Here is a 24,040-nt window from a genome sequence, read left to right as displayed (position 1 = left end):
CCTCGGCCCACGCGCGCGGCCGGCGCCCGGGCGAGGGGCGCAGCTACCCCGATCTGGCGTACGCGCCGGGGCCGTACGCCCCCTCGCCGGGGTACCGGCCCTCGCGCACGGACACCAATCCGTATCTGCGGCCGCCCGGGAAGGCCCCGTCCGGCGGTGCCCCGCCCGGCGGGGAGCCCGGCGCGCCCGGCCCCCCGGGGGACTCCGCCGGGCAGGATCCCTTCAGCGCGCCGACGCAGACCGGCCGTCCGCCGGTGCCGCCCCCGCCCCGGCGGCGGCCGCGGTCGCCGTACCGGTACGGGTCGTCGCCGGTGCCACCGCCGGACGAGCCGCCGCCCGCGCCGTGGCAGCGGCGGTAGGGGGCCGCCGGGGCGTCGCGGGGGCACCGGGGCGGGCTGAGTTGTCGGCCGGGACAGGTGTGCGGATACCGTAGGACCACCATGAGCGCATCGCAGATCCCCGCTGCCGCCGTCGCCACCGGCGATGATGTCCCCACTCTCCTTGTGAAGATCTTCGGGAAGGACCGGCCGGGCATCACGGCCGGGCTCTTCGACACCCTCGCCGCCTTCGCCGTCGACGTCATAGACATCGAGCAGATCGTCACCCGGGGGCGGATCACGCTGTGCGCGCTGGTCACCGCCCCCGTCGGCGGCTGGACGAGCGAGGGCGAGCTCCGGGCGACCGTCCACAGCTGGGCGGAGTCGATGCACCTCCAGACGGAGATCATCTCCGGCCTGGGCGACAACAGGCCGCGTGGTGTCGGCCGTTCCCATGTCACCGTGCTCGGGCACCCGCTGACCGCCGAGTCGACCGCCGCCATCGCGGCCCGTATCACCGACACCGGTGGCAACATCGACCGTATCTTCCGGCTCGCCAAGTACCCCGTGACGGCGGTGGAGTTCGCGGTCTCGGGCACGGAGACGGAGAAGCTGCGCACCGCGCTGGTCACCGAGTCGGCGGTGCTGGGCGTGGACGTGGCCGTGGTGGCGGCCGGGCTGCAGCGGCGGGCCCAGCGGCTCGTCGTGATGGACGTGGACTCCACGCTCATCCAGGACGAGGTCATCGAGCTGTTCGCGGCACACGCGGGCTGTGAGGCCGAGGTGGCCGAGGTGACCTCGCGGGCGATGCGGGGCGAGCTGGACTTCGAGCAGTCGCTCCACGCCCGGGTGGCGTTGCTGGCGGGGCTGAACGAGTCGGTGGTGGAGAAGGTGCGGGCGGAGGTCCGGCTGACGCCGGGCGCCCGGACCCTGATCAGGACGCTGAAGCGGCTGGGCTTCCAGGTGGGTGTGGTCTCGGGCGGTTTCACCCAGGTCACGGACGATCTGCGGGAGCGGCTGGGGCTGGACTTCGCCTCCGCCAACACCCTCGAGATCGTCGACGGCAAGCTGACCGGCCGGGTCACCGGGGAGATCGTGGACCGGGCGGGCAAGGCCCGGCTGCTGCGCCGGTTCGCGGCGGAGGCCGGGGTGCCACTGGCGCAGACGGTCGCGGTCGGCGACGGCGCCAACGACCTGGACATGCTCAACGCGGCCGGGCTGGGAGTGGCGTTCAACGCCAAGCCCGTGGTGCGGGAGGCGGCGCACACGGCCGTGAACGTGCCGTTCCTGGACACGGTGCTGTATCTGCTGGGTGTCACCCGCGAAGAGGTCGAGGCGGCCAACACCCACGAGTGATGGCCGCCCGGCCGGGCCGGAGGCCCGTCAGGAGTGCGGCGTCCAGAAGGCGACGAGCCGTCCCACACCGTGTTCGACGGACTTCCAGGACCCGGTGAAGGACAGCACCGCGATGGCGGCGGTGGGGAAGCCGGAACGGTTCATCCGGGCGAGCAGATCGCCGTCGGCCTCGCCGGCGAGGGCGTCGGCCAGGGCGTGCATCCCGGGGTTGTGCCCGATGAGCACCAGGTCGGAGACCTCGTCGGAGGTTTCGTTGAGCAGGGCGATCAGCTCGCCGAGGGATGCCTCGTACATCCGCTCCTCGTAGACCGTACGGGGGCGGGCGGGCAGCTCGGAGACGGCCAGCTTCCAGGTCTCGCGGGTACGCGCGGCGGTCGAGCAGAGGGCCAGGCCGGGAGTGACACCGGAGCCGGCGAGCCAGCGGCCCGCGGCCGGGGCGTCCTTGCGGCCACGGTCCGCCAGGGGGCGGTCGTGGTCGTCGCCGTCGGACCACTCGGCCTTGGCGTGCCGGAGAATGACGATCCTGCGGGTCGGGTCGGAGCTCATGCCGTCCAGCTTCGCATGAAACGCGCGGCGAGGCGCGGGGTGTTGACGGGCTCGCCCCCCGCGGGCGGCGGCCATGGGCGCGCGGGCGGTCACAGCGCCAGACGCTCCAGTGCGTACCGCGCGAAGCGCACCACCTGGGCGAGCGCGCTGCCCCCGGACGCGGCGTCGCCGGAGACGCCGTCCGCCGAGGCAGGCGAGGCGGTCAGCAGGAACGTCAGCAGGAAGAGGAAGACCGCGAACGCGGCGGCGGGCAGGGCCACGGCCCACCAGGACAGCCGGGTCTGGGTCCGCCGGGACACGACGGCGGGGGCCTGCGGACCGGCGGGCATGGGGACTCCTGGGAGGTCGGGTGCGCCGCACCGTCGCGGCGTACTACGAACCTACGGAGATTGGCGGCCTTCCCCCATCCGGCCTTCCACCCACTCGACCCTGACCTCCGCCCCCTAGGGGATGGTGGGGCCAGCCCCACCACGGCCGCACGGGCCGGTGGCGTCAGGGGGAGGCGAGAGTCGCGATCACGCTGATGACGACGGTGATGCCGAGCATCACACCGAGGATCGTCAGCAGGGCCTTCTGGCCGTTCTTGGGATTGGGGTTGTCTTCGAGGACCGGCATGGGGACAGTCTCCCACCCGCGCCGGACCCCCGGTCACCCGGGTGCGTGGGTGACCCAGGCCCGGCGGATGCCCAGCCAGCAGCGCTGGGTGAGGGCCACGTGGCTGGCCGGCCCGACGGTGACGGGGGCGGTGTCCATCCCCGGGTCCCACCAGTGGACGCACTCGACGTGCAGCTGGACGCGGTCGGGGGTGGCGTTGCCGTTGAAGCAGTGGGTGACGGCGTGGGAGCCGTGGAGGCGGGTGTGGCACTCGGCCTCGTGGTGCGCGGGCGGCGCGGGGGCGGTCGCCGTGGTGCCCAGCAGGGCGAGGGTGGCGAACAGCAGCACCGCCGTACGCCGTATCGGGGGGCTCATGCCCGTCCACCTCCCTCCTCCCCCAGTGTGCGGGCGCGCGCCGCGCCGCACGACCCGGACACGCGCGACGCCCGCCCCGGCGATGGGCCGGGACGGGCGTCGTGGGGTTACGGGAGCGTCAGCCACCCATGAGGTACGGGAGCGTCAGGCACCCATCATGTGCACGCCGCCGTCGACGTGGACGATCTCGCCCGTGGTGCGCGGGAAGAAGTCCGACAGCATGCCGACGACGCCGCGGCCGGCCGGCTCCGGGTCGGCCAGGTCCCAGCCGATGGGGGCGCGGTGGTTCCACACGTCCGCGAGCTCCTCGAAGCCCGGGATGGACTTGGCGGCCATCGACTTGATCGGGCCGGCCGAGACCAGGTTGCAGCGGATGCCCTGGGGACCGAGGTCGCGGGCGAGGTAGCGGTTGGTGGACTCCAGGGCCGCCTTGGCCACGCCCATCCAGTCGTACTTCGGCCAGGCGATCTGCGCGTCGAAGGTCAGGCCCACGATCGAGGAGCCCTCGCGCATCAGCGGCAGCAGGGCCATCGTCAGCGACTTGTAGGAGTACGCCGAGACCTGGACGGCCGTGGAGACGTCCTCCCAGGTGCCCTCCAGGAAGTTGAAGGCGCCCTGCGGGCCGAAGGCGATGGAGTGCACGATGCCGTCCAGCGGCGCGCCCTCGCCCAGGTGCTCGCGCACCTTGTCGGCCAGGCCGTCCAGGTGCTCCTGGTTGGTGACGTCCAGCTCGATGACCGGCGCGGGCTTCGGCAGGCGCTTGGCGATGCGCTCGACCAGCGAGAGCCGGCCGAAGCCGGTCAGGATGACCTCGGCGCCCTCGTTCTGGGCGACCTTCGCGGCCTGGAAGGCGATCGACGACTCGGTGAGGACACCCGTGACGAGGATGCGCTTGCCTGCGAGGATTCCACTCATGGTGATCAGTGACCCATGCCCAATCCGCCGTCGACGGGAATGACGGCTCCGGTGATGTATGCGGCGTCCTCGGAGGCGAGGAAGCGGACCGAGGCGGCGATCTCCTCGGGCTGCGCGTAGCGGCCCAGCGGGACGTTGCCGACGATGCCCGCGCGCTGCTCGTCGGTGAGCACGCGCGTCATGTCGGTGTCCACGAAGCCGGGCGCGACGACGTTGACGGTGATGTTGCGGGAGCCCAGCTCACGGGCGAGCGAGCGGGCGAAGCCGACGAGGCCGGCCTTGGAGGCGGCGTAGTTCGCCTGGCCCGGCGAGCCCATCAGGCCCACGACCGACGAGATCAGGACGACGCGGCCCTTGCGGGCGCGCAGCATGCCCTTCGAGGCGCGCTTGACGACCCGGAAGGTGCCGGTGAGGTTGGTCTCCACCACCGAGGTGAAGTCCTCCTCCGACATCCGCAGCAGCAGCTGGTCGCGGGTGACGCCGGCGTTGGCCACCAGCACCTCGACCGCGCCCTGCTTCTCCTCGATCTCCTTGTACGCCTGCTCGACCTGCTCGGGGTCGGTGATGTCGCACTTCACGGCGAGGAAGCCGGTGGGCGGCTCGCCCGAGCGGTAGGTGATGGCGACCTTGTCGCCCGCTTCGGCGAAGGCGCGCGCGATGGCGAGGCCGATGCCCCGGTTACCTCCGGTGACGAGAACCGAGCGGCTCAAAGGATCACCCTTCCGATGTCGTATCCATGGATCTGCCGGACTACACCGAACGTAGCGGTAGAGGTCACGGAAGTGAGAAGCGACCTGCGACAGCGGCTGCGGGTGGTCCCTGTTGGATCTCTACAGTCCCCGCCGGGGCTACGCCACCCAGTGGGCCGGCCGGGTGAGGCCCTCGGGCAGCCTGGTGGCGGCGTCGCCGCGGGCCGCGTTGAGCTGCGGCTGGGTGAGGAAGAAGGCGCCGGTGAGGTCGGCGCCGGAAAGATCCGTGTCACGGAGGTCCGCGCCGATTATGTCGGCGTCCCGCAGATCGGCGCCCGAGAGGTCGGCGGCGATCAGATAGGCCCCGCGCAGATTGGCGCAGCGCAGGTCCGCGCGGCGCAGCCGGCGGCCCATGAGGTCCGCGCCCCGGTGGTTCTTCGCCTTGCGCCCGCCCTTGGCCCGGACGAGTTCGCTGGTGCGCAGCAGCAGCACGTTCACCTTCTGGCGGTGCGCCCCCACGTCCAGGGCGGCCAGCGACGCGGCGTCGCCCCCGGTGAGGCGCTCGGTCTCCGTCAGCAGGCGCCGCAGGTCGGCGTGGACGGGGCGGGCGTCCTTCAGGGTGAGCGCCTCGGTGAGGTACCAGAGCAGCTCGTGGAGGTGCCGCATCACCGGGAAGACCTCGAACATCGTCCGTGAGGTCTCCGGGGCGGCGCGCCAGTCCCGGCCGAGGAAGGTGACCTGGGAGACCTGCTGTCCCGCGCCGAAGCAGTCGTAGACGGTGCAGCCCTGGTAGCCCTTGTCGCGCAGCCGGGCGTGGATGCCGCAGCCGAAGTCCGCCTTGAGGTTGCCGCAGGGCGTGCCGGCGTCCTTGTCGCGGGCGAAGTCCGCCGAGCGTGCGAAGGGCAGGGCCACGCAGCACAGCCCGAAGCAGTTGCCGCAGTCGCCCTTGAGCGCGGCGCGGTTCGTGCTCCGGTCCGCGCCGGGGGCGGCGTCTTCACGTATGGCGGACACTGCGCGTCGGGTTCCTCTCGTACGGCGGGTGCTGCCGGTGGGTGACGAGATGGCAGGCCACGACACCTTAACGGCATGGTTCACTGCGATACACACCGACAAGGAGCGTGGACCGTGCCGCATGAGATCGATCCGTCATTCCTCGCGCTGCCGCTGCGCCCGCTCGCCGACGCGGCCCTCGCGCGGGCACGGGCCCTGGGGGCCGAGCACGCGGACTTCCGCTTCGAGCGGGTGCGCAGCGCCTCGTGGCGGCTGCGGGACGCCCGGCCCGCCGGTTCCTCGGACGCCACGGATCTGGGGTACGCGGTGCGGGTGGTGCACGGCGGTACCTGGGGGTTCGCCTCCGGCGTGGAGCTGACGATGGACGCCGCGGCACGGGTGGCCTCGCAGGCGGTGGCGATGGCGAAGCTGTCGGCGAAGGTGATCGCGGCGGCGGGGTCGGACGAGAGGGTCGAGCTCGCCGGCGAGCCGGTGCACGCGGAGCGGACGTGGGTGTCGTCCTATGAGATCGACCCCTTCGAGGTGCCGGACGCCGAGAAGACCGGGCTGCTCGCCGAGTGGAGCGAGCGGCTGCTGGCGGCGGAGGGCGTGGCCCACGCGGACGCGTCGCTGGTGGCCGTGCACGAGAACAAGTTCTACGCGGACACCGCCGGCACCACGACCACCCAGCAGCGGGTGCGGATGCACCCCCAGCTGACCGCCGTGGCCGTGGACCCCAAGACCGGCGGCTTCGACTCCATGCGCACCCTGGCCGCGCCCGCCGGGCGCGGCTGGGAGTATCTGACGGGCGCCGGCGGCTGGGACTGGGACGCCGAGCTCGCGGAGATCCCCACGCTGCTGGCCGAGAAGATGCGCGCGCCGTCCGTCACGGCGGGGACGTACGACCTGGTGGTCGACCCGAGCAATCTGTGGCTGACCATCCACGAGTCCATCGGTCACGCCACCGAGCTGGACCGCGCACTGGGCTACGAGGCCGCGTACGCGGGCACGTCCTTCGCCACGCCCGATCTGCTGGGCACCCTGAAGTACGGCTCCGAGATCATGAACGTGACCGGTGACCGGACCGCCGAACACGGCCTGGCCACCATCGGCTACGACGACGAGGGCGTGGCCGCCCAGTCCTGGGACCTGGTCAAGGACGGCGTCCTGGTCGGCTACCAGACCGACCGCCGCATCGCCCGCCTCACCGGCCTCGCCCGCTCCAACGGCTGCGCGTACGCGGACTCGCCCCAGCACGTGCCCGTCCAGCGGATGGCGAACGTCTCCCTGCGCCCGGCGGCGGACGGCCCGTCGACGGAGGAGCTCATCTCCGGGGTGGAGCGGGGCATCTATGTGGTGGGCGACCGGTCGTGGTCCATCGATATGCAGAGGTACAACTTCCAGTTCACGGGTCAGCGCTTCTTCAGGATCGAGAACGGCCGGCTGGCCGGGCAGCTGAAGGATGTCGCCTACCAGGCGACCACCACCGACTTCTGGGGCTCCATGGAGGCGGTCGGCGGCCCGGACACCTATGTCCTGGGCGGCGCGTTCAACTGCGGCAAGGCGCAGCCGGGGCAGGTCGCCGCGGTCTCGCACGGCTGCCCTTCGGCGCTGTTCCGGGGCGTCAACATCCTTAACACCACGCAGGAGGCGGGTCGATGAGCGGCGCGCACGGGTCCGGCCGGGGGTCCGGGGGTCGTCCCCCGGGCAAGCACAGTCTGAACACCACGCAGGAGGCCGGTCGATGAGTCCTCGCCAGCACAAGCCCCACGAGATCGTCGAGCGCGCCCTGGAGCTGTCGCGCGCCGACGGGTGTGTCGTCATCGCGGGCGAGAGCTCCACCGCCAATCTGCGCTGGGCCGGGAACGCGCTGACCACCAACGGGGTCACCCGTGGCCGGGACGTCACGGTCATCGCGACGGTCGACGGCGCCCGGGGCACCGCCTCCGGTGTCGTCTCCCGGTCGGCCGTGACCACCGCCGAGCTGGAGCCGCTGGTGCGGGCGGCGGAGGCCGCGGCGCGGGAGGCGGGGCCGGCCGAGGACGCGCAGCCGCTGGTGACGGGCGTGCCGGGGGCGGCGGAGTTCACCGGGGCGCCTGCGGAGACCTCCTCCGCCGTCTTCGACGGCTTCGCGCCCGCGCTCGGGGAGGCCTTCGCGCGGGCTCGCGCGGAGGGGCGGGAGCTCTACGGGTTCGCCCACCACGAGGTCGTCTCCAGCTATCTGGGCACCTCCACCGGGCTGCGGCTGCGCCACGACCAGCCCACCGGGACGCTGGAGCTGAACGCCAAGTCCCCGGACCGGACCCGCTCGGCGTGGGCGGGGCGGGCCACGCGTGACTTCACGGACGTCGACCCGCGCGCGCTGGACGCCGAGCTCGCCGAGCGGCTGGCGTGGGCGGGCCGCAAGGTCGAGCTGCCCGCCGGGCGGTACGAGACGCTGCTGCCGCCCTCCGCGGTGGCCGATCTGCTGGTCTACCAGCAGTGGTCCTCGGCGGCCCGGGACGCGGCCGAGGGCCGTACGGTCTTCTCGCGGGCCGGGGGCGGCACCCGGATCGGCGAGAGGCTCTCGGAGCTGCCGCTGACGCTGCGCAGCGACCCGGCCGCGGCGGGGCTGGAGTGCGCCCCGTTCGTGCTGACGGGCAGTTCCGGCGACGACGCGTCGGTCTTCGACAACGGCCTGCCGATCGCCGCGACCGACTGGATCCGTGACGGTGTGCTGGAGCACCTGCTCACCACGCGGCACAGCGCGGAGCTGACGGGCCTGCCCGTCACCCCGTACACGGACAACCTGATCCTGGACGGGGGCGGCACCCGGTCGCTCGCGGAGATGGTCGCCGCGAGCGGCCACGACGGGCCCGCCCTGCTGCTGACGTGCCTGTGGTACATCCGCGAGGTGGACCCGGCGTCGCTGCTGCTCACGGGGCTGACCCGGGACGGGGTCTATCTGGTGGAGAAGGGCGAGGTCGTCGGCGAGGTCAACAACTTCCGGTTCAACGAGTCCCCGGTGGGGCTGCTGTCCCGGGCGACGGAGGCGGGCCGCACCGAGCCGACGCTGCCGCGCGAGTGGGGCGACTACTTCACCCGGGCGGCCATGCCGGCGCTGCGGATTCCGGACTTCAACATGAGTTCGGTCAGCCGGGGCGTCTGACCGGTGGGTGGAGCAACCGGTGGGCGGAGCAAATAGACTCGTCCTGTCCTTTGTCCGACAACCCCTTACAGGAACGCCACGATGACACGCCTCGGCGACTCCGTCGCGCGCGCCAGCGCTCTGCTGGCGCAGGACCTCTCCACCGACTCGGCCGTGGAGCAGTTGCTCACGGAGACGAAGGCGCGGCGCTATCTGGACCTGTCGGACCTGGAGCCGAAGGACCAGGCGGAGCTGATCGCCTCGCGCACGGTCGAGGTGCTGCCGGGCGTGGCCAAGCTGGCCGAGCGCATCGAGGCGCGGCAGGCCGAGGGCAAGGGTCTCCACATCAAGCTGGGCATCGACCCGACGGCCACGGACGTCCACCTGGGCCACGCCGTGCCGCTGATCATCCTCAGCCGGTTCCAGCGCCTGGGCCACGACGTCACGCTGATCATCGGTGACTTCACCGCCAAGATCGGCGACCCTACGGGCCGTACGGCCGAGCGCCCGCCGCTGACCGACGAGGACATCGCGCGCAACCTGGCGAGCTACCGGGAGCAGGTCCGCCCGTTCTTCGACTTCGAGCGGGTCAGCTTCCGGCAGAACAGCGAGTGGCTGGCGCCGTACACCTTCCCGGAGCTGCTGGGCCTGCTCTCGCAGGTGCCGGTCTCGCAGCTGCTCCAGCGCGAGGACTTCCGCAACCGGCTCGCGGCGGGCTCCGGCCTGACCATGACGGAGATGCTGTACCCGATCGCGCAGGGCCTGGACTCGGTGGCGCTGGACTGCGACGTCGAGCTCGGCGGCGCCGACCAGCTGCTCAACCTCCAGATGGGCCGCAAGCTCATGGAGGTGCACGGCCAGAAGCCGCAGCTGGTCGTCACCATGCCGCTGATCGAGGGCACCGACGGCACCGGCGCGAAGATGTCCAAGTCCAAGGGCAACTACGTGGGGCTGTCGGCCCCCGCCGACGATGTCTTCGGCAAGATCATGTCGGTGCCGGACCGGCTGATGGAGCCGTACCTCAAGGCGTGGACGGAGTGGACGGACGCGGAGATCGCGCTGGTCCTCTCCCGCGTCGAGGAGAAGTCGCTGCACCCGATGGACCTGAAGAAGATCCTCGCGGGTGAGGTCGTGGCCGCGCTGTACGGCATGGAGGCCGCGATGGCGGCCCGCGCCGGCTTCGTCGCGCAGTTCTCCAAGAAGAACTTCACCGACGTGGAGACGCCGGTGGTGGATCTGGCCGAGCACGGCGAGGAGCCGGCCACGGCCGTGCTCAGCAAGGTGCTGGGCTTCCAGCCGAGCGCCTCGGCCGCCCGCCGGGTGGCCAAGCAGAACGGTCTGCGGCTGGTCCTGGAGACGGCCGAGGGCCAGGAGGCCGTGGTGCTGCCGGAGGCCGAGGCCATCCGGCCGCTGGGCGAGGTGGCCCGTGAGCTGCTGGCCGGGCGGGAGGCGACCGTCTACCTGAAGGCCGGCCGGAAGATCGCCGAGCTGCGCGGTCTGTAAGCGGCCGTAGGGTCGTAGGGCTCCGGACCTGGGGCGGCCGGTACGCGGGACACCGCGCACCGGCCGCCCCTTTTCGTTCGCTTTTTCGTTCGCTCAGCTCGTCTTGTGCCGGCCGCTGCCCCGCATCCCGACCCACAGCCGGTCGCCCAGCCCGACCAGCACCACCGCTCCGGCCAGCTGGAGCAGATGCCTGATCCAGTCGATGCCCTTGGTCTCGCCGACGCCCAGTCCGCCCGCGGCCCAGTTGCCGAGAAGGGCGCCGCCCAGGCCGAGGATGATCGTGAGCCAGAGGGGGATCTGCTGTTTTCCGGGGATGATCGCCTTGGCGATCAGTCCCAGGACGAGTCCGACGATGATTGCCCACAACCAGTTCATCTCGCCTCCTCGTGCGGAGCGACATGGGTGCTCCGCCATTCTGGGGCCGCCCCTCCTACGGCGCACGTCGGATCCGCCCGTACGCCGGATGCGCACGTCGAGCGCCCATCGGTGAGCCGTCCCGCGACCGACCCGGTCTCGTCCGCCGGGAGGCCGCGGCGTAACGTTGTGTACGTACGGGACCGAGCGGGTCGGTGCGGCAGTCTGGTGGTGGAACGTGATGCGGAAGCTGGGCGGGACGGAGGTCTTCCGGATCACCGGGGCCCGTCAGGGCCTCGCGGAGGACGTGCGCGGGCGGCAGCGCCGTTACGTGGTCTCGATGGGCGTCCGCACGCTGTCGGTGGTGCTCACCGTGATCCTGTGGAACATCGAGCGCTACGTGGCGATCGGCACGCTGGTCCTGGGCGCGCTGCTGCCCTATGTGGCCGTCGTCATCGCCAACGCGGGCCGGGAGAACGCCCCTTCACTGCCCGGTACGTTCGTCCCGGCGCCGACGCGCCCGATGCTGGGCCGGGCTCCGGAGCGGCCCTCGGACACGGTCGCGGAACCCGTGGCGGAAGCGGGGCGGCCGGGAGAGCCCGATCAGGGACGCGACCACGGCTGACCCTCCGGTTCCGGGCGACGGCCGGCCGGACAGTGCGACAAGCTCAAGAAAACCTCAGATCAATCATGTGGATCGGTGCCCCGTTCCGGGCCCCCCGTGACATACTTCGTAGGCGCTCCGCATCCCCCGTCGGAGCGACAGACCGACGCCGGGCGGCTCCCCCCGTGGCTGCCCGGCGTCGCCGTGTCCGGCCACGTAGAGTCGAGGGGTGAACTCCCCCCAGAATGCCGTGATCTGCTCCGCCAAGGGCTGCCGCGCCGACGCCGTGTGGGTACTGGCGTGGAACAACCCCAAGCTCCACACCCCCGAGCGCCGCAAGACCTGGCTGGCCTGTGACGAACACCGTGAGCACCTGTCCAACTTCCTCTCCCTGCGCGGGTTTCTGAAGGACGTGGTGACGCTGGCGGAGTGGGAGGAGTCGTCAGCCTCCGATCGCTGACATGGGACGGCGGGGCTGGAGGAAGGACGGGTCGTCGATGCCCGAGCCGGCCTTCTTGCCCCGCATGGCCGTCCGCCACAGCCCGGCGAGTTCCTCGTCCGTGGCACCCGAGCGCAGCGCCCCGCGCAGGTCCGACTCCTCGGTGGCGAACAGGCAGGTGCGCACCTGTCCGTCGGCGGTCAGCCGGGTGCGGTCGCAGGCGGCGCAGAAGGGCCGGGTCACCGAGGCGATGACGCCGACGCGGGCGGGGCCGCCGTCGACGGTCCAGCGCTCGGCGGGGGCGGAGCCCCGGGCGTCCTCCCCCTCGGGGGTGAGGGTGAAGCGGGTGCGCAGGCCCGCCAGGATCTCCTCGGCGGTGATCATTCCATCGCGCTTCCAGCCGTGCTGGGCGTCGAGCGGCATCTGCTCGATGAAGCGCAGTTCGTAGCCGTGCTCGACGGCCCAGGCCAGCAGGTCGGGGGCCTCGTCGGCGTTGTGCCCGGGCATCAGCACGGCGTTGACCTTGACGGGGGCGAGGCCGGCGGCGTGGGCGGCGGCCAGGCCGTCGAGGACGTCCTGGTGGCGCTTGCGGCGGGTCAGGGCGGTGAAGACCTCGGGGCGCAGGGTGTCGAGGGAGACGTTGACCCGGTCCAGCCCGGCGGCCGCCAGGGCCCGCGCGGTGCGGGCCAGGCCGATGCCGTTGGTGGTCAGCGACAGCCGGGGGCGGGGCGTGAGGGCGGCGCAGCGTTCGACGATGGAGACGAGGCCGGGGCGCAGCAGGGGCTCCCCGCCGGTGAAGCGGACCTCGGTGACGCCGAGCCGGGTGACGGCGACGGAGACCAGCCGGACGATCTCGTCGTCCGTGAGGAGATCGGGCTTGGCGAGCCATTGCAGGCCCTCTTCGGGCATGCAGTAGACGCAGCGGAGGTTGCACCGGTCGGTCAGGGAGACCCGCAGGTCGGTGGCGGTGCGGCCGTAGGTGTCGATGAGCACGGGCGCCTCCGGCGGGGTTGCACGCTTGTTCGCTGCCCGCAGCGTACGCGATGGGTTTCGGGGCTCCGCCCCGGGCCCCGGTCCTCAAACGCCGGACGGGCTGATTTCAGCCCGTCCGGCGTTTGAGGACATGGCGCAGTAGCCCGTCCGGCGCTTGAGGACAGAGAAAAGTCAGTGCGCCCCGTAGCCCGTCAGGGAGCGGACCTCGAGTTCGGCGTACTTCTTCTCCTGGTCGGGGTCCGGCCGGGAGAGCAGGGAGCCCAGCCAGCCGAGGGCGAAGCCCAGCGGGATGGAGACCAGGCCGGGGTTGCCGAGCGGGAAGTAGTCGAAGCTCATGCCCGGGAAGAGCGCCTTCGGGTTGCCGGAGACGACCGGGGAGAGGATCACCAGGGTGACGGAAGAGATCAGTCCGCCGTAGATCGACCACAGGGCGCCCTGGGTGGTGAAGCGCTTCCAGAACAGGCTGTAGAGGATCGTCGGCAGATTGGCGGAGGCGGCGACGGCGAAGGCCAGGGCGACCAGGGCGGCCGCGTTGAGCCGGTGGGCGAAGATGCCCAGGGCGATGGAGACGGCGCCGATGACGATCGCGGCGAGCTTGGCGGTGAGGATCTCCTCCTTCTCGCTCGTCCGGCCCTTGCGGATGACGTTGGCCCACAGGTCGTGGGCGAAGGAGGCCGAGGAGGCCAGGGTCAGCCCGGCGACGACGGCGAGGATGGTCGCGAAGGCGACCGCGGAGATCACGGCCAGCAGGATCGCCCCGCCGGTGGAGCCCGCTCCCCCGCCGACCTGCTGGGCGAGCAGGGGCGCCGCGGTGTTGCCGGACTCGTTGGAGGCGATGATCGCCTTGGGGCCGACCAGGGCCGCGGCCCCGAAGCCCAGGGCGATGGTCATCAGGTAGAACGCGCCGATGATGCCGATGGCCCAGTTCACCGACTTACGGGCGGCCCGGGCGGTGGGCACGGTGTAGAAGCGGATGAGGATGTGCGGCAGTCCGGCGGTGCCGAGGACGAGCGCCAGGCCGAGCGAGACGAAGTTGAGCTTGGAGGTGCCGTCCTTGCCGTACTGGAGGCCGGGTTCGAGGAAGGCCCGGCCCTTGCCGCTGGCGTCGGCGGCGCGGCCGAGGAGGGTGGAGAGGTTCCAGTGGAACTTGTTGAGCACCAGGATGGTGATCAGCAGGGTGCCTGCGATCAGCAGGACCGCCTTGACGATCTGCACCCAGGTGGTGCCCTTCATTCCGCCGATGGTCACGTAGAGGACCATCACCAGGCCGACCAGGACGATGATCCAGCGCCGGGCCCCCTCGCCGGTGGCGCCCAGGAGCAGGGCCACCAGGGCGCCCGCGCCGACCATCTGGGCGAGCAGGTAGAAGATCGACACGACGATGGTGGAGGTGCCGGCGGCGGTGCGCACGGGCCGCTGCTTCAGCCGGTGGGCGAGGACGTCGGCCATGGTGAAGCGGCCGGAGTTGCGCAGCGGCTCGGCGACGAGGAGCAGGGCGACCAGCCAGGCGACGAGGAAGCCGATGGAGTAGAGGAACCCGTCGTAGCCGTAGAGCGAGATGGCGCCGGCGATGCCCAGGAAGGAGGCGGCGGACATGTAGTCGCCGGAGATGGCCAGGCCGTTCTGGAAGCCGGTGAAGGAGCGGCCGCCGGCGTAGAAGTCGGTGGCGTCCTTGGTCTGCCGGCCGGCCCAGATGGTGATGGCGAGGGTGGCGGCGACGAAGACCGAGAAGAGCGTGATGATCAGCGTGCGGTGCTCGCTCGCGCCGCCGGCCGCCAGCGGGTGGGCGGCGGCGGACAGGACGGTGGTGCGTGGCGTCATTCCCCCGCCTCCAGACGGGCCTTGAGGGCCTCGACCTTGGGATCGATCTTCGCCTCCGCGTGGCGGGCGTACCACCAGGCGATCAGGAAGGTGGTCAGGAACTGCGCCAGCCCGAATACGAGGGCGATGTTGATATTGCCGACGACGATGGTGTCCATGAACCCGCCGGCGTAGTTGGACAGCAGGACGTAGAGCAGGTACCAGCTGACGAAGGCGATGGTGAGCGGGAAGGCGAACGAGCGGTGCGCACGGCGCAGTTCTCCGAACTCGGCGCTCGACTGCACATCGGTGAAGTTGTCGGGCTGGGCGGGGATGGCAGGGTGGGCCGGCTCGGCCTGCCCCTTGGCTGCGGTCGGTGGGGTACCCACGACCTCTTCTGAGTCCACGGCCTCTCCTGAACGAGTGGATACGGGGCGCGAGCCGATCTGTGACGGCGATCACGCATCGTAGAGCGACATCGCAGTATGCGACAGTCCTTGCCCTTCTGCCGGTCGACTGCCGTTCGTAGGCATCGTGTTGACGCTCGCGGAGTCCTCGGCTCCACTGGCATTCTTGGGGAATTCGTTGCCCGGGCCCGCCGATCGGCGCTAGCTTCACTCGTCACACCCCGCCCCCGCACACCCGTGCGCACGGGTGGATTTCCGGATGATGTGGAGAACTCCATGGCTCATCTGCGACTCAGACGACGCCGCGCCCTGCTGGCGGCCCCGCTCGGTCTGGCACTCACCGCCTCCCTCGGCTTCCTGCCGGGCGCGGCATCGGCCGCCCCCGCGGCGGGCGTTCCCGCGAAGGCCGCCGCCACCACGGACGGCCCGCTGCTCTCGTACGTCGTCAACATCAAGCCGGGCGCGCCCACGACGGGGCTGATCAAGAGGTCCATCGAACGCTCCAAGGGCACGATCGTGGCCTCGTACGACAAGATCGGCGTGATCGTCGTCCACTCGAAGAACCCGCACTTCGCGGAGGTACTGCGGCTGGTGCCGGGGGTGGCCTCGGCGGGCGCCACGCGCACCGCGCCGCTGCGGTCGGCCGCCACGACCGACTACGGCAAGCCGGAGAAGCTGAAGCTCACCAAGGAGGGCGCGCCGGCGGCGTCCCGTGACGCGGCGGCCGGCAAGGAGCCGCTGGAGGGCCTCCAGTGGGACCTCGGCGCCATCGGCGCGGACAAGGCCGCCAAGGTCAACCCGGGCAGCAGGAAGGTGACCGTCGCGGTCATCGACACCGGCGTGGACGACACCCACCCCGACCTGGCCCCGAACTTCGCCGCCGACAAGTCGGCCAGCTGCGTCACCGGCAAGGCCGACACCAGCCCCGGCGCGTGGCGGCCCAACAACCCGGCCAAGGACTACCACGGCACCCATGTCGCCGGCACGATCGCCGCGGCCCGCAACGGGGTGGGCGTCGCGGGTGTCGCTCCCGGCGCGAAGGTCTCCGCCATCAGGGTGAGCACCCCGGACGACAGCTCCTTCTTCTACGCCGAGAGCGTCGTCTGCGCCTTCGTCTTCGCCGCCGACCACGGCGCCGGGGTGACGAACAACAGCTACTACGTGGACCCGTGGATGTTCAACTGCCCCGACAACGCGGACCAGAAGGCGATAGCCGACGCGGTCGGCCGGGCCGCGCAGTACGCCCAGAACAAGGGCGTGGTCAACGTCGCCGCCGCGGGCAACTCCAACTTCGACCTGGCGGCCAAGGAGATAGCCGACGCCTCCAGCCCGAACGACTCCACGCCGCTGCCCCGGAAGATAGACCCCAAGGTCTGCCTCGACGTCCCCTCGCAGCTGCCGGGCGTCGTCACCGTCTCCGCCACCGGCGCGCGGGGGCAGAAGTCCTTCTACTCCAGCTACGGGCTGAACTCCGTGGACGTCGCCGCCCCCGGCGGTGACAGCCTCCAGGTGCCCGAGCTGCCCGGCAAGGACGGCCGCATCCTCTCCACGATGCCGGGCGGCGACTGGGCGTACCTCCAGGGCACCTCGATGGCCAGCCCCCACGTGGCGGGGGTGGCGGCGCTGCTGAAGAGCGCCCACCCCAAGTCCAGCCCGCAGGAGATCCAGTGGCTGATGAAGGCCCAGGCGAAGAACCCGGGCTGCCCCACGGCCGCGTACGACCCCGACGGCACCGGCAAGTGGAAGGCCACCTGCGCCGGCACCAAGCACGTGAACGGCTTCTACGGCTTCGGCGTCGTCGACGCCCTGGCGGCGGTCCGGGACTGACCTGACCCGCCCTCGGCGGAGGGGCCGGCCGGCGACCGGCCGGCCTCTTCCGTCTCCCGCCCGGGCCTTTGCGGTCCGGCGTGGCACCGCAGCACCCCCTGGGCCAGCAGCCCCTGCGCGGCGAGATAGGTGAGCATGACCCAGAACTGGGGCACGGGCGCCTGCGGCCACTCGGCCAGTCCGCTCGCGAGGAGCGTGTCCGACAGCAGGAACAGCGCCCCGCCCGCCCCGGACCACAGGCGGGCCCGGGTGGCGCCGAGCGCCATCGCCGTCAGCAGCAGGCTGTAGAGCGCGACCGGCGCCCGCAGCTCCCCGTCCAGGCCGGGCCACAGCAGGACGACCACGGTGAGCCAGGCGGCGGCGTAGAGGGCCGCCAGCCGGTACGTCCGGGCGCCGCCGGGGCTGCCGTGCCGGGCGAAGAGCAGCAGATAGCAGACGTGCCCGGCGGCGAAGGACCCCATGCCCAGCAGGAAGGCCGTGCCCCCGGAGTCCCCGCCCACCTGGAGCAGGGTGTCGCCCCCGCAGCCGAGGAGCAGCGCGCCCGCGAGCAGCGGCGGTCCGCCGCGCAGCAGCGCGTGGGCGGCCAGCAGGGGCATCAGCGCGGGCTTGGTGGCGTGGGCGAGGAGCGTGGCGCCCGTGAGCAGGGCGGTCAGGTGGACCACCGCCGTGGCGCCGAAGACCGCCAGCGCCGCCGTGGCCGCGCGGTCCCGGTTCGCGCGCTCGCCGCTCGCGCGGTCCCGGTTCGTGCGGTCGCCGCTCACGCGAGCCGCCCTCACGCGACCCGCTCGTGGACCGTCGCCGGCTTCGCCGCCTCTTCCGTCGTCACCCCGGACGTACGGTCCGGCTGCCAGCCCGGGCCCCGGAAGACCCGCCCGAACCGCTCCCGCCAGCTCCCCGCCGCCTTCAGGTCGCGCCCGATGGCCGCGTACTCGTGGGTGGCGACGCGCAGCGGGTTGTAGGTGTCGATGTTCTTGGTCAGGCCGTAGACCGGACGCTCACCCTCCGGCACGAAGGATCCGAACATCCGGTCCCAGACGATGAGGATTCCGCCGAAGTTGCGGTCCAGGTAGCCCCCTTGCGAGGCGTGGTGGACCCGGTGGTGCGAGGGCGTGTTCAGCACGTACTCGAAGGGCCGGGGCAGCCTGCCGACCCGCTCGGTGTGCACCCAGAACTGGTAGACGAGGTTGGCCGACGAGCAGAACGCCACCGCCGCCGGGTGCACCCCGGCGAGCACCATCGGCACATAGAACGGCCACACCGTCAGCGTGGTCCACGGCTGGCGCAGCGCGGTGGTGAGGTTGAACCTGCGGCTGGAGTGGTGCACCACGTGGCAGGCCCACAGGATCCGTACGACGTGGTGGCCCCGGTGGGACCAGTAGTAGAAGAAGTCCTGCGCGAGCAGCATCGGCGGCAGCGTCCACCACAGCACGGGCACGCGCAGGGGGGTGAGTTCGTAGAGGGCCGTGTAGACCGCGACGATCGGGATCTTCCACAGCGCGTCGAAGAGGATGCTGCCCAGCCCCATGCCGACGCTGGTCGCCGCGTCCTTGGCCTCGTAGCCCTCGGAGCGGTCGTCGGGATGCAGCCGGTAGCTCACCAACTCCAGTGCGGTGAGCAGGATGAAGGCGGGTATGGACCACAGGACCACGTCCGGTAGGTGCGGCATGGCCGCACCATAAGCGCGCCGGAGGGCGTGCCGCTAGAGGTTGTTACCAACGGGTACCGCAGCTCGGAAAAGGGTTGGCCCCCTTGATCGGCCCCCGCCTAGAATCGGGGTGCGGGGGCGGCTCCGCGGTGTGCTTCCTTCTCCTCATCTCCACAATGAATCCGAGCGCGCCCACTCTCCGCCCCCGTTTCGCTTTTCTCAGGGGGATCCGCTTCGTGTCCACACTCCACTCCGTGCTGCTCCGCCGCGCCCGGACCGTCTATGTCGACCATGAGCCGTCGCCGCCCGCCGCGGTGAGCGACCCCGCCGTCGCGGCCGGACTGACGGCGCTGGAGGGCGAGTTGCTGGACCGGGGGCACGCGCTGACCGAGCCGCTGCGCACGGCGCTGGCGGGGGCCGGGGCCCGGGCCCTCGCCGACACCGGGCGGGGCCTGCTGCACGCGATCGACGCGCAGCTGGGCGCCGACCGTACCCATATGCCGCTCTTCCGCGGCTTCCCCCGGTCGGTGCCGAAGGACACGGACGCCCTCTTCGTCGACCGGGTCTTCAGCCTGCTGCTCCAGCGGCCGGAGCAGCCGTGCGTGCTGTGCGGCACGGTCGGCGCCGTGCTGCCCGTCTCGCCGTGCGCGCATCTGGTGTGCCGCTCCTGCTGGGACGGCGCGGACTACACGGGCTGCCCGCTGTGCCATCGGCGCGTCGACCGCACGGATCCCTTTCTGCGGCTCTCCGAGTCCGCCGGTGCGGCGCGGCGGTCGTTCCCCGAGGGGCCGCTGCGGCTGCTCGTGCTGGGCACCTCGCGGACGGCCGACGCGGCCGCCGAGCTGACCGGGCTGCTGGCCCGCGCCACGCCGCTCTCCCCGCAGGACCGTGACGACGTCAAGGTCCTGCTGGCGCACGCCGAGCCGGGCGGCCTGGGCTGGCTGCCCGCTGACATCCCCGTGCGCGAGACCCGGGCGCTGGTGCTCGGCACGCTGCTGCGCGACGGCGGGCCCGCGACGGTGACGGCCGTCCGGGAGCGGCTGCCGGAGCTGCTGACGACCGCCACGGACGTGCTGCGCCTGCTGTGGGTGTGGTCCGGCGGCGAGGCGGACCTGCTGACGAACCCCCGGCTGCGCGGGGTGCCGCGCGGGCTGCGCCGCGAACTGCTCGCCGTCCTCGACGGATTCGCGACGCCCTCCCTCGTCGAGGACCTCCTCCGGCACCCGGAGGCGTGGAAGCGCGCGGCGGAGCGGCTCCACCCCTTCGAGGGCCACGCGCGCCACCCACGCGCGGCCCTGGCCTTCGCGGCGCTGCGGGGCACGGACGTATCGGGCGCGGGGGCGCTGGGCGAGGCGCTGCTGCGGACGGCGGAGGAGCATCCGGAGGCGGTGACTGTGGCGGTGCTGCCGCCGGGGCGCGGTATCCGGATCGTCGCGCGCACCTGGGCCGGGCGGGTCGAGGAGGCGCTGCGTCACGGGGACGCCGCCGGGGCCGTGGAACTGCTCGCGCGGCGGCCCGGTGAGCTGGTGCGGCGGCTGGACCAGCTGCTGCGCGGGTACGGGGGCGAGGAGCTCGCGCCCGAGCTGGGCGCGGCGCTGGAGCACGGGCTGCCGAAGGCGGGGCCCGGGCCGCTGCTCGGGGCGCTGGGCGCGCTGCGGGGGCGGCATCTGCCGTCGTCGCGCCGGGTGTTCTTCCCCCGGGGCCGGGTGGGCCGCGCGCAGGGCGTCGACGACGTCCGGCCGCCGCTGCCCGCCCCGCTGGTGGCCCGGGTCACCGGGCTGCTGGAGGCCGAGGCGGTACGGCGGCTGGGCGCCGCGTCCCGCTACGAGCTCGCCGTGCTGGACCCGGGGCTGGCGTCCCTGACGGCCCCGTTCGCCGAGCGGTCCTCGGCGGCGTCGCTCGTCGCGGTGCCGCGCGGCAGCGAGCTGCGGCTGCCCGGGGGCCGGGTGCTGCGGCTGTTCCTCCACTGGATGGAGCCGGAGGGCACCCGGGTGGACCTCGACCTGTCGGTGGCGTTCTTCGACGAGGACTGGCAGGCCGTCGGGCTGTGCGACTACACGCGGCTGCGGTACCGGGGCGACGCCGCCGTCCACTCCGGGGACCTGACCTCGGCACCGCCGCCGGACGGCGCGACCGAGTACGTCGACCTGGACCTGCCGGCGCTCGCCGCGGCCGGGGCGCGCTACGCCGTGCCGGTGGTCTTCAGCTTCAACGACGTGCCCTTCGAGGAGCTGCCGGACGCCTTCGCGGGGTTCATGACCGTCTCCGGCGCCGGGGCGCGGGACGCGTCGTACGACCCCCGGGCGGTGCGGCAGCGCTTCGACCTGGCCGGGGAGTCGCGGATCTGCGCGCCGATGATCGTGGACCTGGCGGACGGCCGCGCGCTGTGGACCGATGTCCACCTTCCGGGTGACAGCGGTGTGCACGACCTGGGCCGCCACGGGAACGCGCTGGGCGCGCTCGCACGGGACCTGTGGGAGCACTTCACGGGCGGGGCCCGGGTGACCCTGTGGGACGTGGCGTGCTGGCACGCGGCGGCGCGGTGCGACGAGACGGTCGTCGTACGGCGCGCCTCCGGGGCGGGCACGGACGGCCCGGGCGCGAACGGACCGGGCGCGGACGCCCCGCGCCCGCCCGGTCCGGCCACCGGCCGCTCCCGCGTCGAGCTGTGGCGCTACCGGCGCCGCGACGGCGAGGGCGTCGCCGCCTTCGCGGCGCGGCTGCGCGCGCTGGGTGCCCCGGAGTCCCGCGAGCCGGCCGACGCCCCCGCAGCACGCGCGGCAGCGGACGGCCGCCGCGTCTTCCTCGCGCTCGTCGAGGGGGACGAGCTGTCCCCGGCCGGCGCGACCGGCACGGTGTACCGGCTCTTCCCCGGCGCCGTCGACGCGTGCGCGGGGACGGCGCGGGTGACGGCCGGCGGGCTGCTGGCGGAGCTGGCTTGAAGCCACCGCCGGAACCGGCCGGATCCCGCGTTGTCAGCGGTGGCCCGTAAGCTCTTGGACCATGCTCGAAGACCGCACCGCAGCCGCATCGCCCACCCCGTGGCCGGCCGCGTATCCCGAGGGGTACGCGGTCGTCGACGTGGAGACCACCGGGCTCGCCCGGGACGACCGGATAGTGTCGGCCGCGGTCTACCAGCTGGACGCCCGAGGACGAGTGGAGGACCAGTGGTACACGCTGGTCAACCCGCAGCGCGACCCGGGCCCGGTGTGGATCCACGGGCTGACGTCGGAAGTGCTCGCGGACGCGCCGCTGTTCCAGGACATCGCCGGCGAGTTCGCGAAGCGGCTCGACGGCCGGGTCCTCGTCGCGCACAACGCGGCCTTCGACTGGTCGATGATCGCCCGGGAGTACGCCCGGGCCGGCACCACCGCCCCGGTGCGACAGCGGCTGTGCACCATCGCGCTGTCGAAGGAGCTGCAGCTCCCCCTGCCGAACCACAAGCTGGAGTCGCTCGCCGCGCACTACGGCGTCGTACAGCAGCGCGCCCACCACGCGCTGGACGACGCCCGGGTGCTGGCCGAGGCGTTCCGGCCGAGCCTCCACCTGGCGGCGGGGGCGGGGCTGCGGCTGCCGCTGCTGGCCTGCCAGCCGCTGACCGAGTGGTCCGACGGCCCGGCGGCCGCGCCGGCGTACTCGGCGAGGGTCGGATATCAGCCGTCCTACCGGGGCGGCACCGGCACCTGGCGGGCCAGCCGCAAGCGCCCGGCGTGCCCCTACCCCAACCCCGGCCGGTACGCGCCGGGCGGGCAGCTCAAGCAGGGGATGCGGGTGGCGTTCTCCGGGGACACCTCCATCGACCGGGAGCTGCTGGAGGACCGGGCCGTGGAGGCGGGTCTCCACGTGGCCACGAGCATCTCCCGGCTCACCAGTGTGCTGGTGACCAACGACCCCGGCTCCCCCACCTCCAAGGTCGTCAAGGCCCGCTCGTTCGGTACACCCGTGATCGACGAGGCGGCGTTCGTCCAGCTGCTGTCGCACGTCACCCCGGCCGACGGCGGCGCCTGAGCCGGGGGCCCCGTGGCAAGGGGGGCGAACCCCACCAGGTACCGTCAAACGCGTGTACCGCTTCCTGCTGACCCGGCAGTGGGTGATCCTCACGCTCGTGGGGCTCGCCCTCATTCCGGCGATGATCAAACTGGGCTTCTGGCAGTTCCACCGCCATGAGCAACGGGTCGCGCGCAACGACCGGATCGCCCACAGCCTGGCGTACGCCCCCGTGCCCGTCGGCACGCTCAGCGCCCCCGGCCGTGAGGTCCCGCAGGAGAACGTCTGGCGCAAGGTCACCGCGACCGGCACCTTCGACACCAAGGGCGAGGTCGTCGTCCGCTACCGCACCGACTCGTCCGGCAAGTCCGGCTTCATGGTGATCACACCGCTGGTGCTGGACAACGGTACGGCGCTCCTCGTCAACCGCGGCTGGATCCCCGCCGACGGCGGCCAGCTGGCGTTCCCGGCCGTCCCGGCCGCGCCCGCCGGCAAGGTCACCGTCACGGGCCGGCTGCGCGCCGACGAGACACCGGGCAGCGGGATCAAGGACACCAAGGGCCTGCCACCCCGCATGATCATGCTCATCAACAGTGGGCGCCAGGCCAAGGAGCTGCACCGCCCCGTCATCGGCGGCTATGCCGAGCTGATCTCCCCCACCGCCGACGGCCAGCCCCAGCCCGTCCCCGGCCCGGACCACAGCAGCATCGGCAACCACATGGCGTATGCCGTCCAGTGGTGGCTGTTCAGCGCGTGCGTGCCCGTCGGCTGGTTCGTCCTGGTCCGCCGCGAGCGCCGCGACCGCGCCGCCGACGCCGCGGCGGCGGCCGCTTCCGCCACCACCGCCGAAGCCGCGTCCGCCGGGGGTGCCGAGGGCGGCGAGGTCGCCCGGACAGCCGCGTCCCCGGAGTAGCCCGCGCGGGGCCGGGGAAGGACGCCCCGCGTGTCAGCACTCATCGAGGACTACGCGCTCATCGGCGATCTGCAGACCGCCGCCCTCGTCGGCCGGAACGGCTCGATCGACTGGCTCTGCCTGCCCCGCTTCGACTCCTCCGCCTGCTTCGCCGCGCTGCTCGGCGGCGAGGAGAACGGCCACTGGCGGCTCGCCCCCGTGGGCGCCGGCGAGTGCGCCCACCGCTCCTACGCCGGCGACTCCCTCGTCCTGGAATCCGTCTGGGAGACGGACGGCGGCACCGTCAAGGTCACCGACTTCATGCCGCAGCGCGACCGCGCGCCCGATCTCGTCCGGATCGTCGAGGGCGTCAGCGGGTCCGTCGAGATGCTGAGTGTGCTGCGGCTGCGCTTCGGCCACGGCGCGATCGTCCCCTGGATGCGGCGCGGCGACGGCCACCGCGTCGCCGTCGCCGGCCCCGACTCCGTCTGGCTGCGCAGCGAGCCGCCCGTGTCCACCTACGGCCGTGACTTCAGCACCCGCTCCGAGTTCACGGTCGAGGCCGGGCAAAAGGTCGCCTTCGTCCTCACCTGGCACCCCTCCCACGAACCCCGCCCCGCGCTCGTCGCCCCCCATGGCGCCTTGCGCCACAGCCTGGCCGTCTGGCGAGCGTGGGCCGG

25 protein-coding genes are annotated in these 24,040 nt (G+C 72.6%); 11 read left to right on the top strand and 14 right to left on the bottom strand.

What is annotated here, in order from left to right; translation table 11 throughout:
• Positions 1-43: 43 nt before the first annotated feature.
• Positions 44-442 carry a hypothetical protein gene (locus K6I33_RS36005; RefSeq protein ID WP_275126679.1) on the bottom strand — a complete coding sequence of 133 codons (399 nt, stop codon included), beginning with the start codon at positions 440-442 and terminating at the stop codon, positions 44-46.
• On the opposite strand from K6I33_RS36005, the gene serB reads away from it, so the two are divergent.
• A complete protein-coding gene (gene serB, locus K6I33_RS10725; protein WP_229350304.1) occupies positions 441-1,673 on the top strand; it encodes a phosphoserine phosphatase SerB in 1,233 nt (410 codons plus the stop codon). The genes K6I33_RS36005 and serB overlap by 2 nt on opposite strands.
• A gap of 27 nt (positions 1,674-1,700) precedes the next feature.
• On the opposite strand, the gene K6I33_RS10720 is transcribed toward serB, so the two are convergent.
• The 7 genes from K6I33_RS10720 to K6I33_RS10695 all read right to left on the bottom strand — a co-directional run bounded on the left by K6I33_RS10720 (position 1,701) and on the right by K6I33_RS10695 (position 5,794).
• On the bottom strand, positions 1,701-2,219 hold the full coding sequence (locus tag K6I33_RS10720) for a histidine phosphatase family protein (protein WP_229350302.1): 519 nt from the start codon (positions 2,217-2,219) through the stop codon (positions 1,701-1,703).
• A gap of 89 nt (positions 2,220-2,308) precedes the next feature.
• Entirely contained in the window at positions 2,309-2,548 is a 240-nt protein-coding gene (locus tag K6I33_RS10715; protein WP_229350300.1) for a hypothetical protein, read from the bottom strand.
• A gap of 163 nt (positions 2,549-2,711) precedes the next feature.
• A complete protein-coding gene (locus tag K6I33_RS36000; RefSeq protein WP_275126678.1) occupies positions 2,712-2,834 on the bottom strand; it encodes an SGM_5486 family transporter-associated protein in 123 nt (40 codons plus the stop codon).
• A gap of 33 nt (positions 2,835-2,867) precedes the next feature.
• The gene (locus K6I33_RS10710) at positions 2,868-3,188 is read right to left on the bottom strand and encodes a hypothetical protein (RefSeq protein WP_229350298.1); all 321 of its coding nucleotides are present in this window, start codon (positions 3,186-3,188) and stop codon (positions 2,868-2,870) included.
• Between the two features lie 144 nt (positions 3,189-3,332).
• On the bottom strand, positions 3,333-4,103 hold the full coding sequence (gene fabI, locus K6I33_RS10705) for an enoyl-ACP reductase FabI (RefSeq protein WP_229350296.1): 771 nt from the start codon (positions 4,101-4,103) through the stop codon (positions 3,333-3,335).
• Between the two features lie 5 nt (positions 4,104-4,108).
• On the bottom strand, positions 4,109-4,813 hold the full coding sequence (fabG, locus tag K6I33_RS10700) for a 3-oxoacyl-[acyl-carrier-protein] reductase (protein ID WP_229350294.1): 705 nt from the start codon (positions 4,811-4,813) through the stop codon (positions 4,109-4,111).
• A 138-nt stretch (positions 4,814-4,951) separates the two neighbouring features.
• Positions 4,952-5,794: a pentapeptide repeat-containing protein gene (locus K6I33_RS10695; protein WP_229350310.1), complete on the bottom strand. Its 843-nt coding sequence runs from the start codon at positions 5,792-5,794 to the stop codon at positions 4,952-4,954.
• Between the two features lie 123 nt (positions 5,795-5,917).
• Here K6I33_RS10695 and K6I33_RS10690 point away from each other — a divergent pair, with 123 nt between their 5' ends.
• The 3 genes from K6I33_RS10690 to tyrS all read left to right on the top strand — a co-directional run bounded on the left by K6I33_RS10690 (position 5,918) and on the right by tyrS (position 10,412).
• Positions 5,918-7,444 (top strand): TldD/PmbA family protein, encoded by a 1,527-nt coding sequence (locus tag K6I33_RS10690; RefSeq protein ID WP_229350292.1) that lies wholly within the window; start codon positions 5,918-5,920, stop codon positions 7,442-7,444.
• An 82-nt stretch (positions 7,445-7,526) separates the two neighbouring features.
• Positions 7,527-8,930 carry a metallopeptidase TldD-related protein gene (locus K6I33_RS10685; protein WP_229350290.1) on the top strand — a complete coding sequence of 468 codons (1,404 nt, stop codon included), beginning with the start codon at positions 7,527-7,529 and terminating at the stop codon, positions 8,928-8,930.
• An 81-nt stretch (positions 8,931-9,011) separates the two neighbouring features.
• On the top strand, positions 9,012-10,412 hold the full coding sequence (tyrS, locus tag K6I33_RS10680) for a tyrosine--tRNA ligase (RefSeq protein WP_229350287.1): 1,401 nt from the start codon (positions 9,012-9,014) through the stop codon (positions 10,410-10,412).
• 93 nt (positions 10,413-10,505) lie between these two features.
• Here the strand turns inward: tyrS and K6I33_RS10675 are convergent, their stop codons facing one another.
• A complete protein-coding gene (locus tag K6I33_RS10675) occupies positions 10,506-10,787 on the bottom strand; it encodes a GlsB/YeaQ/YmgE family stress response membrane protein (RefSeq protein WP_229350285.1) in 282 nt (93 codons plus the stop codon).
• 220 nt (positions 10,788-11,007) lie between these two features.
• Here K6I33_RS10675 and K6I33_RS10670 point away from each other — a divergent pair, with 220 nt between their 5' ends.
• Together K6I33_RS10670 and K6I33_RS10665 are read left to right on the top strand one after the other, a co-directional pair.
• Positions 11,008-11,391 (top strand): DUF3099 domain-containing protein, encoded by a 384-nt coding sequence (locus tag K6I33_RS10670; RefSeq protein WP_229350283.1) that lies wholly within the window; start codon positions 11,008-11,010, stop codon positions 11,389-11,391.
• A 208-nt stretch (positions 11,392-11,599) separates the two neighbouring features.
• Complete coding sequence (locus tag K6I33_RS10665; RefSeq protein WP_229350281.1) at positions 11,600-11,830, top strand: hypothetical protein; 231 nt, start codon at positions 11,600-11,602, stop codon at positions 11,828-11,830.
• Here the strand turns inward: K6I33_RS10665 and moaA are convergent.
• The 3 genes from moaA to K6I33_RS10650 form a co-directional block, all read right to left on the bottom strand.
• Positions 11,813-12,802: a GTP 3',8-cyclase MoaA gene (gene moaA, locus K6I33_RS10660; protein ID WP_229350279.1), complete on the bottom strand. Its 990-nt coding sequence runs from the start codon at positions 12,800-12,802 to the stop codon at positions 11,813-11,815. The two genes, K6I33_RS10665 and moaA, sit on opposite strands and share 18 nt — an antisense overlap.
• A 171-nt stretch (positions 12,803-12,973) precedes the next feature.
• Positions 12,974-14,623: a cation acetate symporter gene (locus K6I33_RS10655; RefSeq protein ID WP_229350277.1), complete on the bottom strand. Its 1,650-nt coding sequence runs from the start codon at positions 14,621-14,623 to the stop codon at positions 12,974-12,976.
• Complete coding sequence (locus tag K6I33_RS10650) at positions 14,620-14,937, bottom strand: DUF485 domain-containing protein (RefSeq protein ID WP_229350308.1); 318 nt, start codon at positions 14,935-14,937, stop codon at positions 14,620-14,622. The genes K6I33_RS10655 and K6I33_RS10650 overlap by 4 nt, the downstream gene beginning before the upstream one ends.
• A gap of 348 nt (positions 14,938-15,285) precedes the next feature.
• Here K6I33_RS10650 and K6I33_RS10645 point away from each other — a divergent pair, with 348 nt between their 5' ends.
• Positions 15,286-16,836 (top strand): S8 family serine peptidase, encoded by a 1,551-nt coding sequence (locus K6I33_RS10645; protein WP_229350275.1) that lies wholly within the window; start codon positions 15,286-15,288, stop codon positions 16,834-16,836.
• Here the strand turns inward: K6I33_RS10645 and K6I33_RS10640 are convergent.
• The gene (locus K6I33_RS10640) at positions 16,791-17,597 is read right to left on the bottom strand and encodes a lysoplasmalogenase (protein WP_374284013.1); all 807 of its coding nucleotides are present in this window, start codon (positions 17,595-17,597) and stop codon (positions 16,791-16,793) included. The two genes, K6I33_RS10645 and K6I33_RS10640, sit on opposite strands and share 46 nt — an antisense overlap.
• 11 nt (positions 17,598-17,608) lie before the next feature.
• Positions 17,609-18,502, bottom strand: a complete 894-nt coding sequence (locus K6I33_RS10635; protein ID WP_229350273.1) for a sterol desaturase family protein — start codon at positions 18,500-18,502, stop codon at positions 17,609-17,611.
• A gap of 215 nt (positions 18,503-18,717) precedes the next feature.
• On the opposite strand from K6I33_RS10635, the gene K6I33_RS10630 reads away from it, so the two are divergent.
• The 4 genes from K6I33_RS10630 to K6I33_RS10615 form a co-directional block, all read left to right on the top strand.
• On the top strand, positions 18,718-21,423 hold the full coding sequence (locus K6I33_RS10630) for an MXAN_6230/SCO0854 family RING domain-containing protein (protein WP_229350271.1): 2,706 nt from the start codon (positions 18,718-18,720) through the stop codon (positions 21,421-21,423).
• A 61-nt stretch (positions 21,424-21,484) separates the two neighbouring features.
• Positions 21,485-22,489, top strand: a complete 1,005-nt coding sequence (locus K6I33_RS10625; RefSeq protein WP_229350269.1) for a DEDDh family exonuclease — start codon at positions 21,485-21,487, stop codon at positions 22,487-22,489.
• Positions 22,490-22,541: 52 nt separating this feature from the next.
• Positions 22,542-23,381 (top strand): SURF1 family protein, encoded by an 840-nt coding sequence (locus tag K6I33_RS10620; RefSeq protein ID WP_229350267.1) that lies wholly within the window; start codon positions 22,542-22,544, stop codon positions 23,379-23,381.
• A gap of 30 nt (positions 23,382-23,411) precedes the next feature.
• Positions 23,412-24,040, top strand: a 629-nt coding sequence (locus tag K6I33_RS10615; RefSeq protein WP_229350264.1) for a trehalase-like domain-containing protein, incomplete at its 3' end; no start/stop codon positions are given.

This window comes from Streptomyces sp. UNOB3_S3 (assembly GCF_020740895.1).
GTDB lineage: Bacteria > Actinomycetota > Actinomycetes > Streptomycetales > Streptomycetaceae > Streptomyces.
This window is presented reverse-complemented; position numbering and strand designations above follow the sequence as displayed.

Bases quoted from the DNA above. Each gene is read 5' to 3' on its own strand.
- serB (WP_229350304.1), top strand. From the start codon at position 441: ATGAGCGCATCGCAGATCCCCGCTGCCGCCGTCGCCACCGGCGATGAT.
- K6I33_RS36005 (WP_275126679.1), bottom strand. From the start codon at position 442: ATGGTGGTCCTACGGTATCCGCACACCTGTCCCGGCCGACAACTCAGC.
- K6I33_RS10720 (WP_229350302.1), bottom strand. From the start codon at position 2,219: ATGAGCTCCGACCCGACCCGCAGGATCGTCATTCTCCGGCACGCCAAG.
- K6I33_RS10715 (WP_229350300.1), bottom strand. From the start codon at position 2,548: ATGCCCGCCGGTCCGCAGGCCCCCGCCGTCGTGTCCCGGCGGACCCAG.
- K6I33_RS36000 (WP_275126678.1), bottom strand. From the start codon at position 2,834: ATGCCGGTCCTCGAAGACAACCCCAATCCCAAGAACGGCCAGAAGGCC.
- K6I33_RS10710 (WP_229350298.1), bottom strand. From the start codon at position 3,188: ATGAGCCCCCCGATACGGCGTACGGCGGTGCTGCTGTTCGCCACCCTC.
- fabI (WP_229350296.1), bottom strand. From the start codon at position 4,103: ATGAGTGGAATCCTCGCAGGCAAGCGCATCCTCGTCACGGGTGTCCTC.
- K6I33_RS10685 (WP_229350290.1), top strand. From the start codon at position 7,527: ATGAGTCCTCGCCAGCACAAGCCCCACGAGATCGTCGAGCGCGCCCTG.
- tyrS (WP_229350287.1), top strand. From the start codon at position 9,012: ATGACACGCCTCGGCGACTCCGTCGCGCGCGCCAGCGCTCTGCTGGCG.
- K6I33_RS10675 (WP_229350285.1), bottom strand. From the start codon at position 10,787: ATGAACTGGTTGTGGGCAATCATCGTCGGACTCGTCCTGGGACTGATC.
- K6I33_RS10670 (WP_229350283.1), top strand. From the start codon at position 11,008: ATGCGGAAGCTGGGCGGGACGGAGGTCTTCCGGATCACCGGGGCCCGT.
- K6I33_RS10655 (WP_229350277.1), bottom strand. From the start codon at position 14,623: ATGACGCCACGCACCACCGTCCTGTCCGCCGCCGCCCACCCGCTGGCG.
- K6I33_RS10645 (WP_229350275.1), top strand. From the start codon at position 15,286: ATGGCTCATCTGCGACTCAGACGACGCCGCGCCCTGCTGGCGGCCCCG.
- K6I33_RS10635 (WP_229350273.1), bottom strand. From the start codon at position 18,502: ATGCCGCACCTACCGGACGTGGTCCTGTGGTCCATACCCGCCTTCATC.
- K6I33_RS10625 (WP_229350269.1), top strand. From the start codon at position 21,485: ATGCTCGAAGACCGCACCGCAGCCGCATCGCCCACCCCGTGGCCGGCC.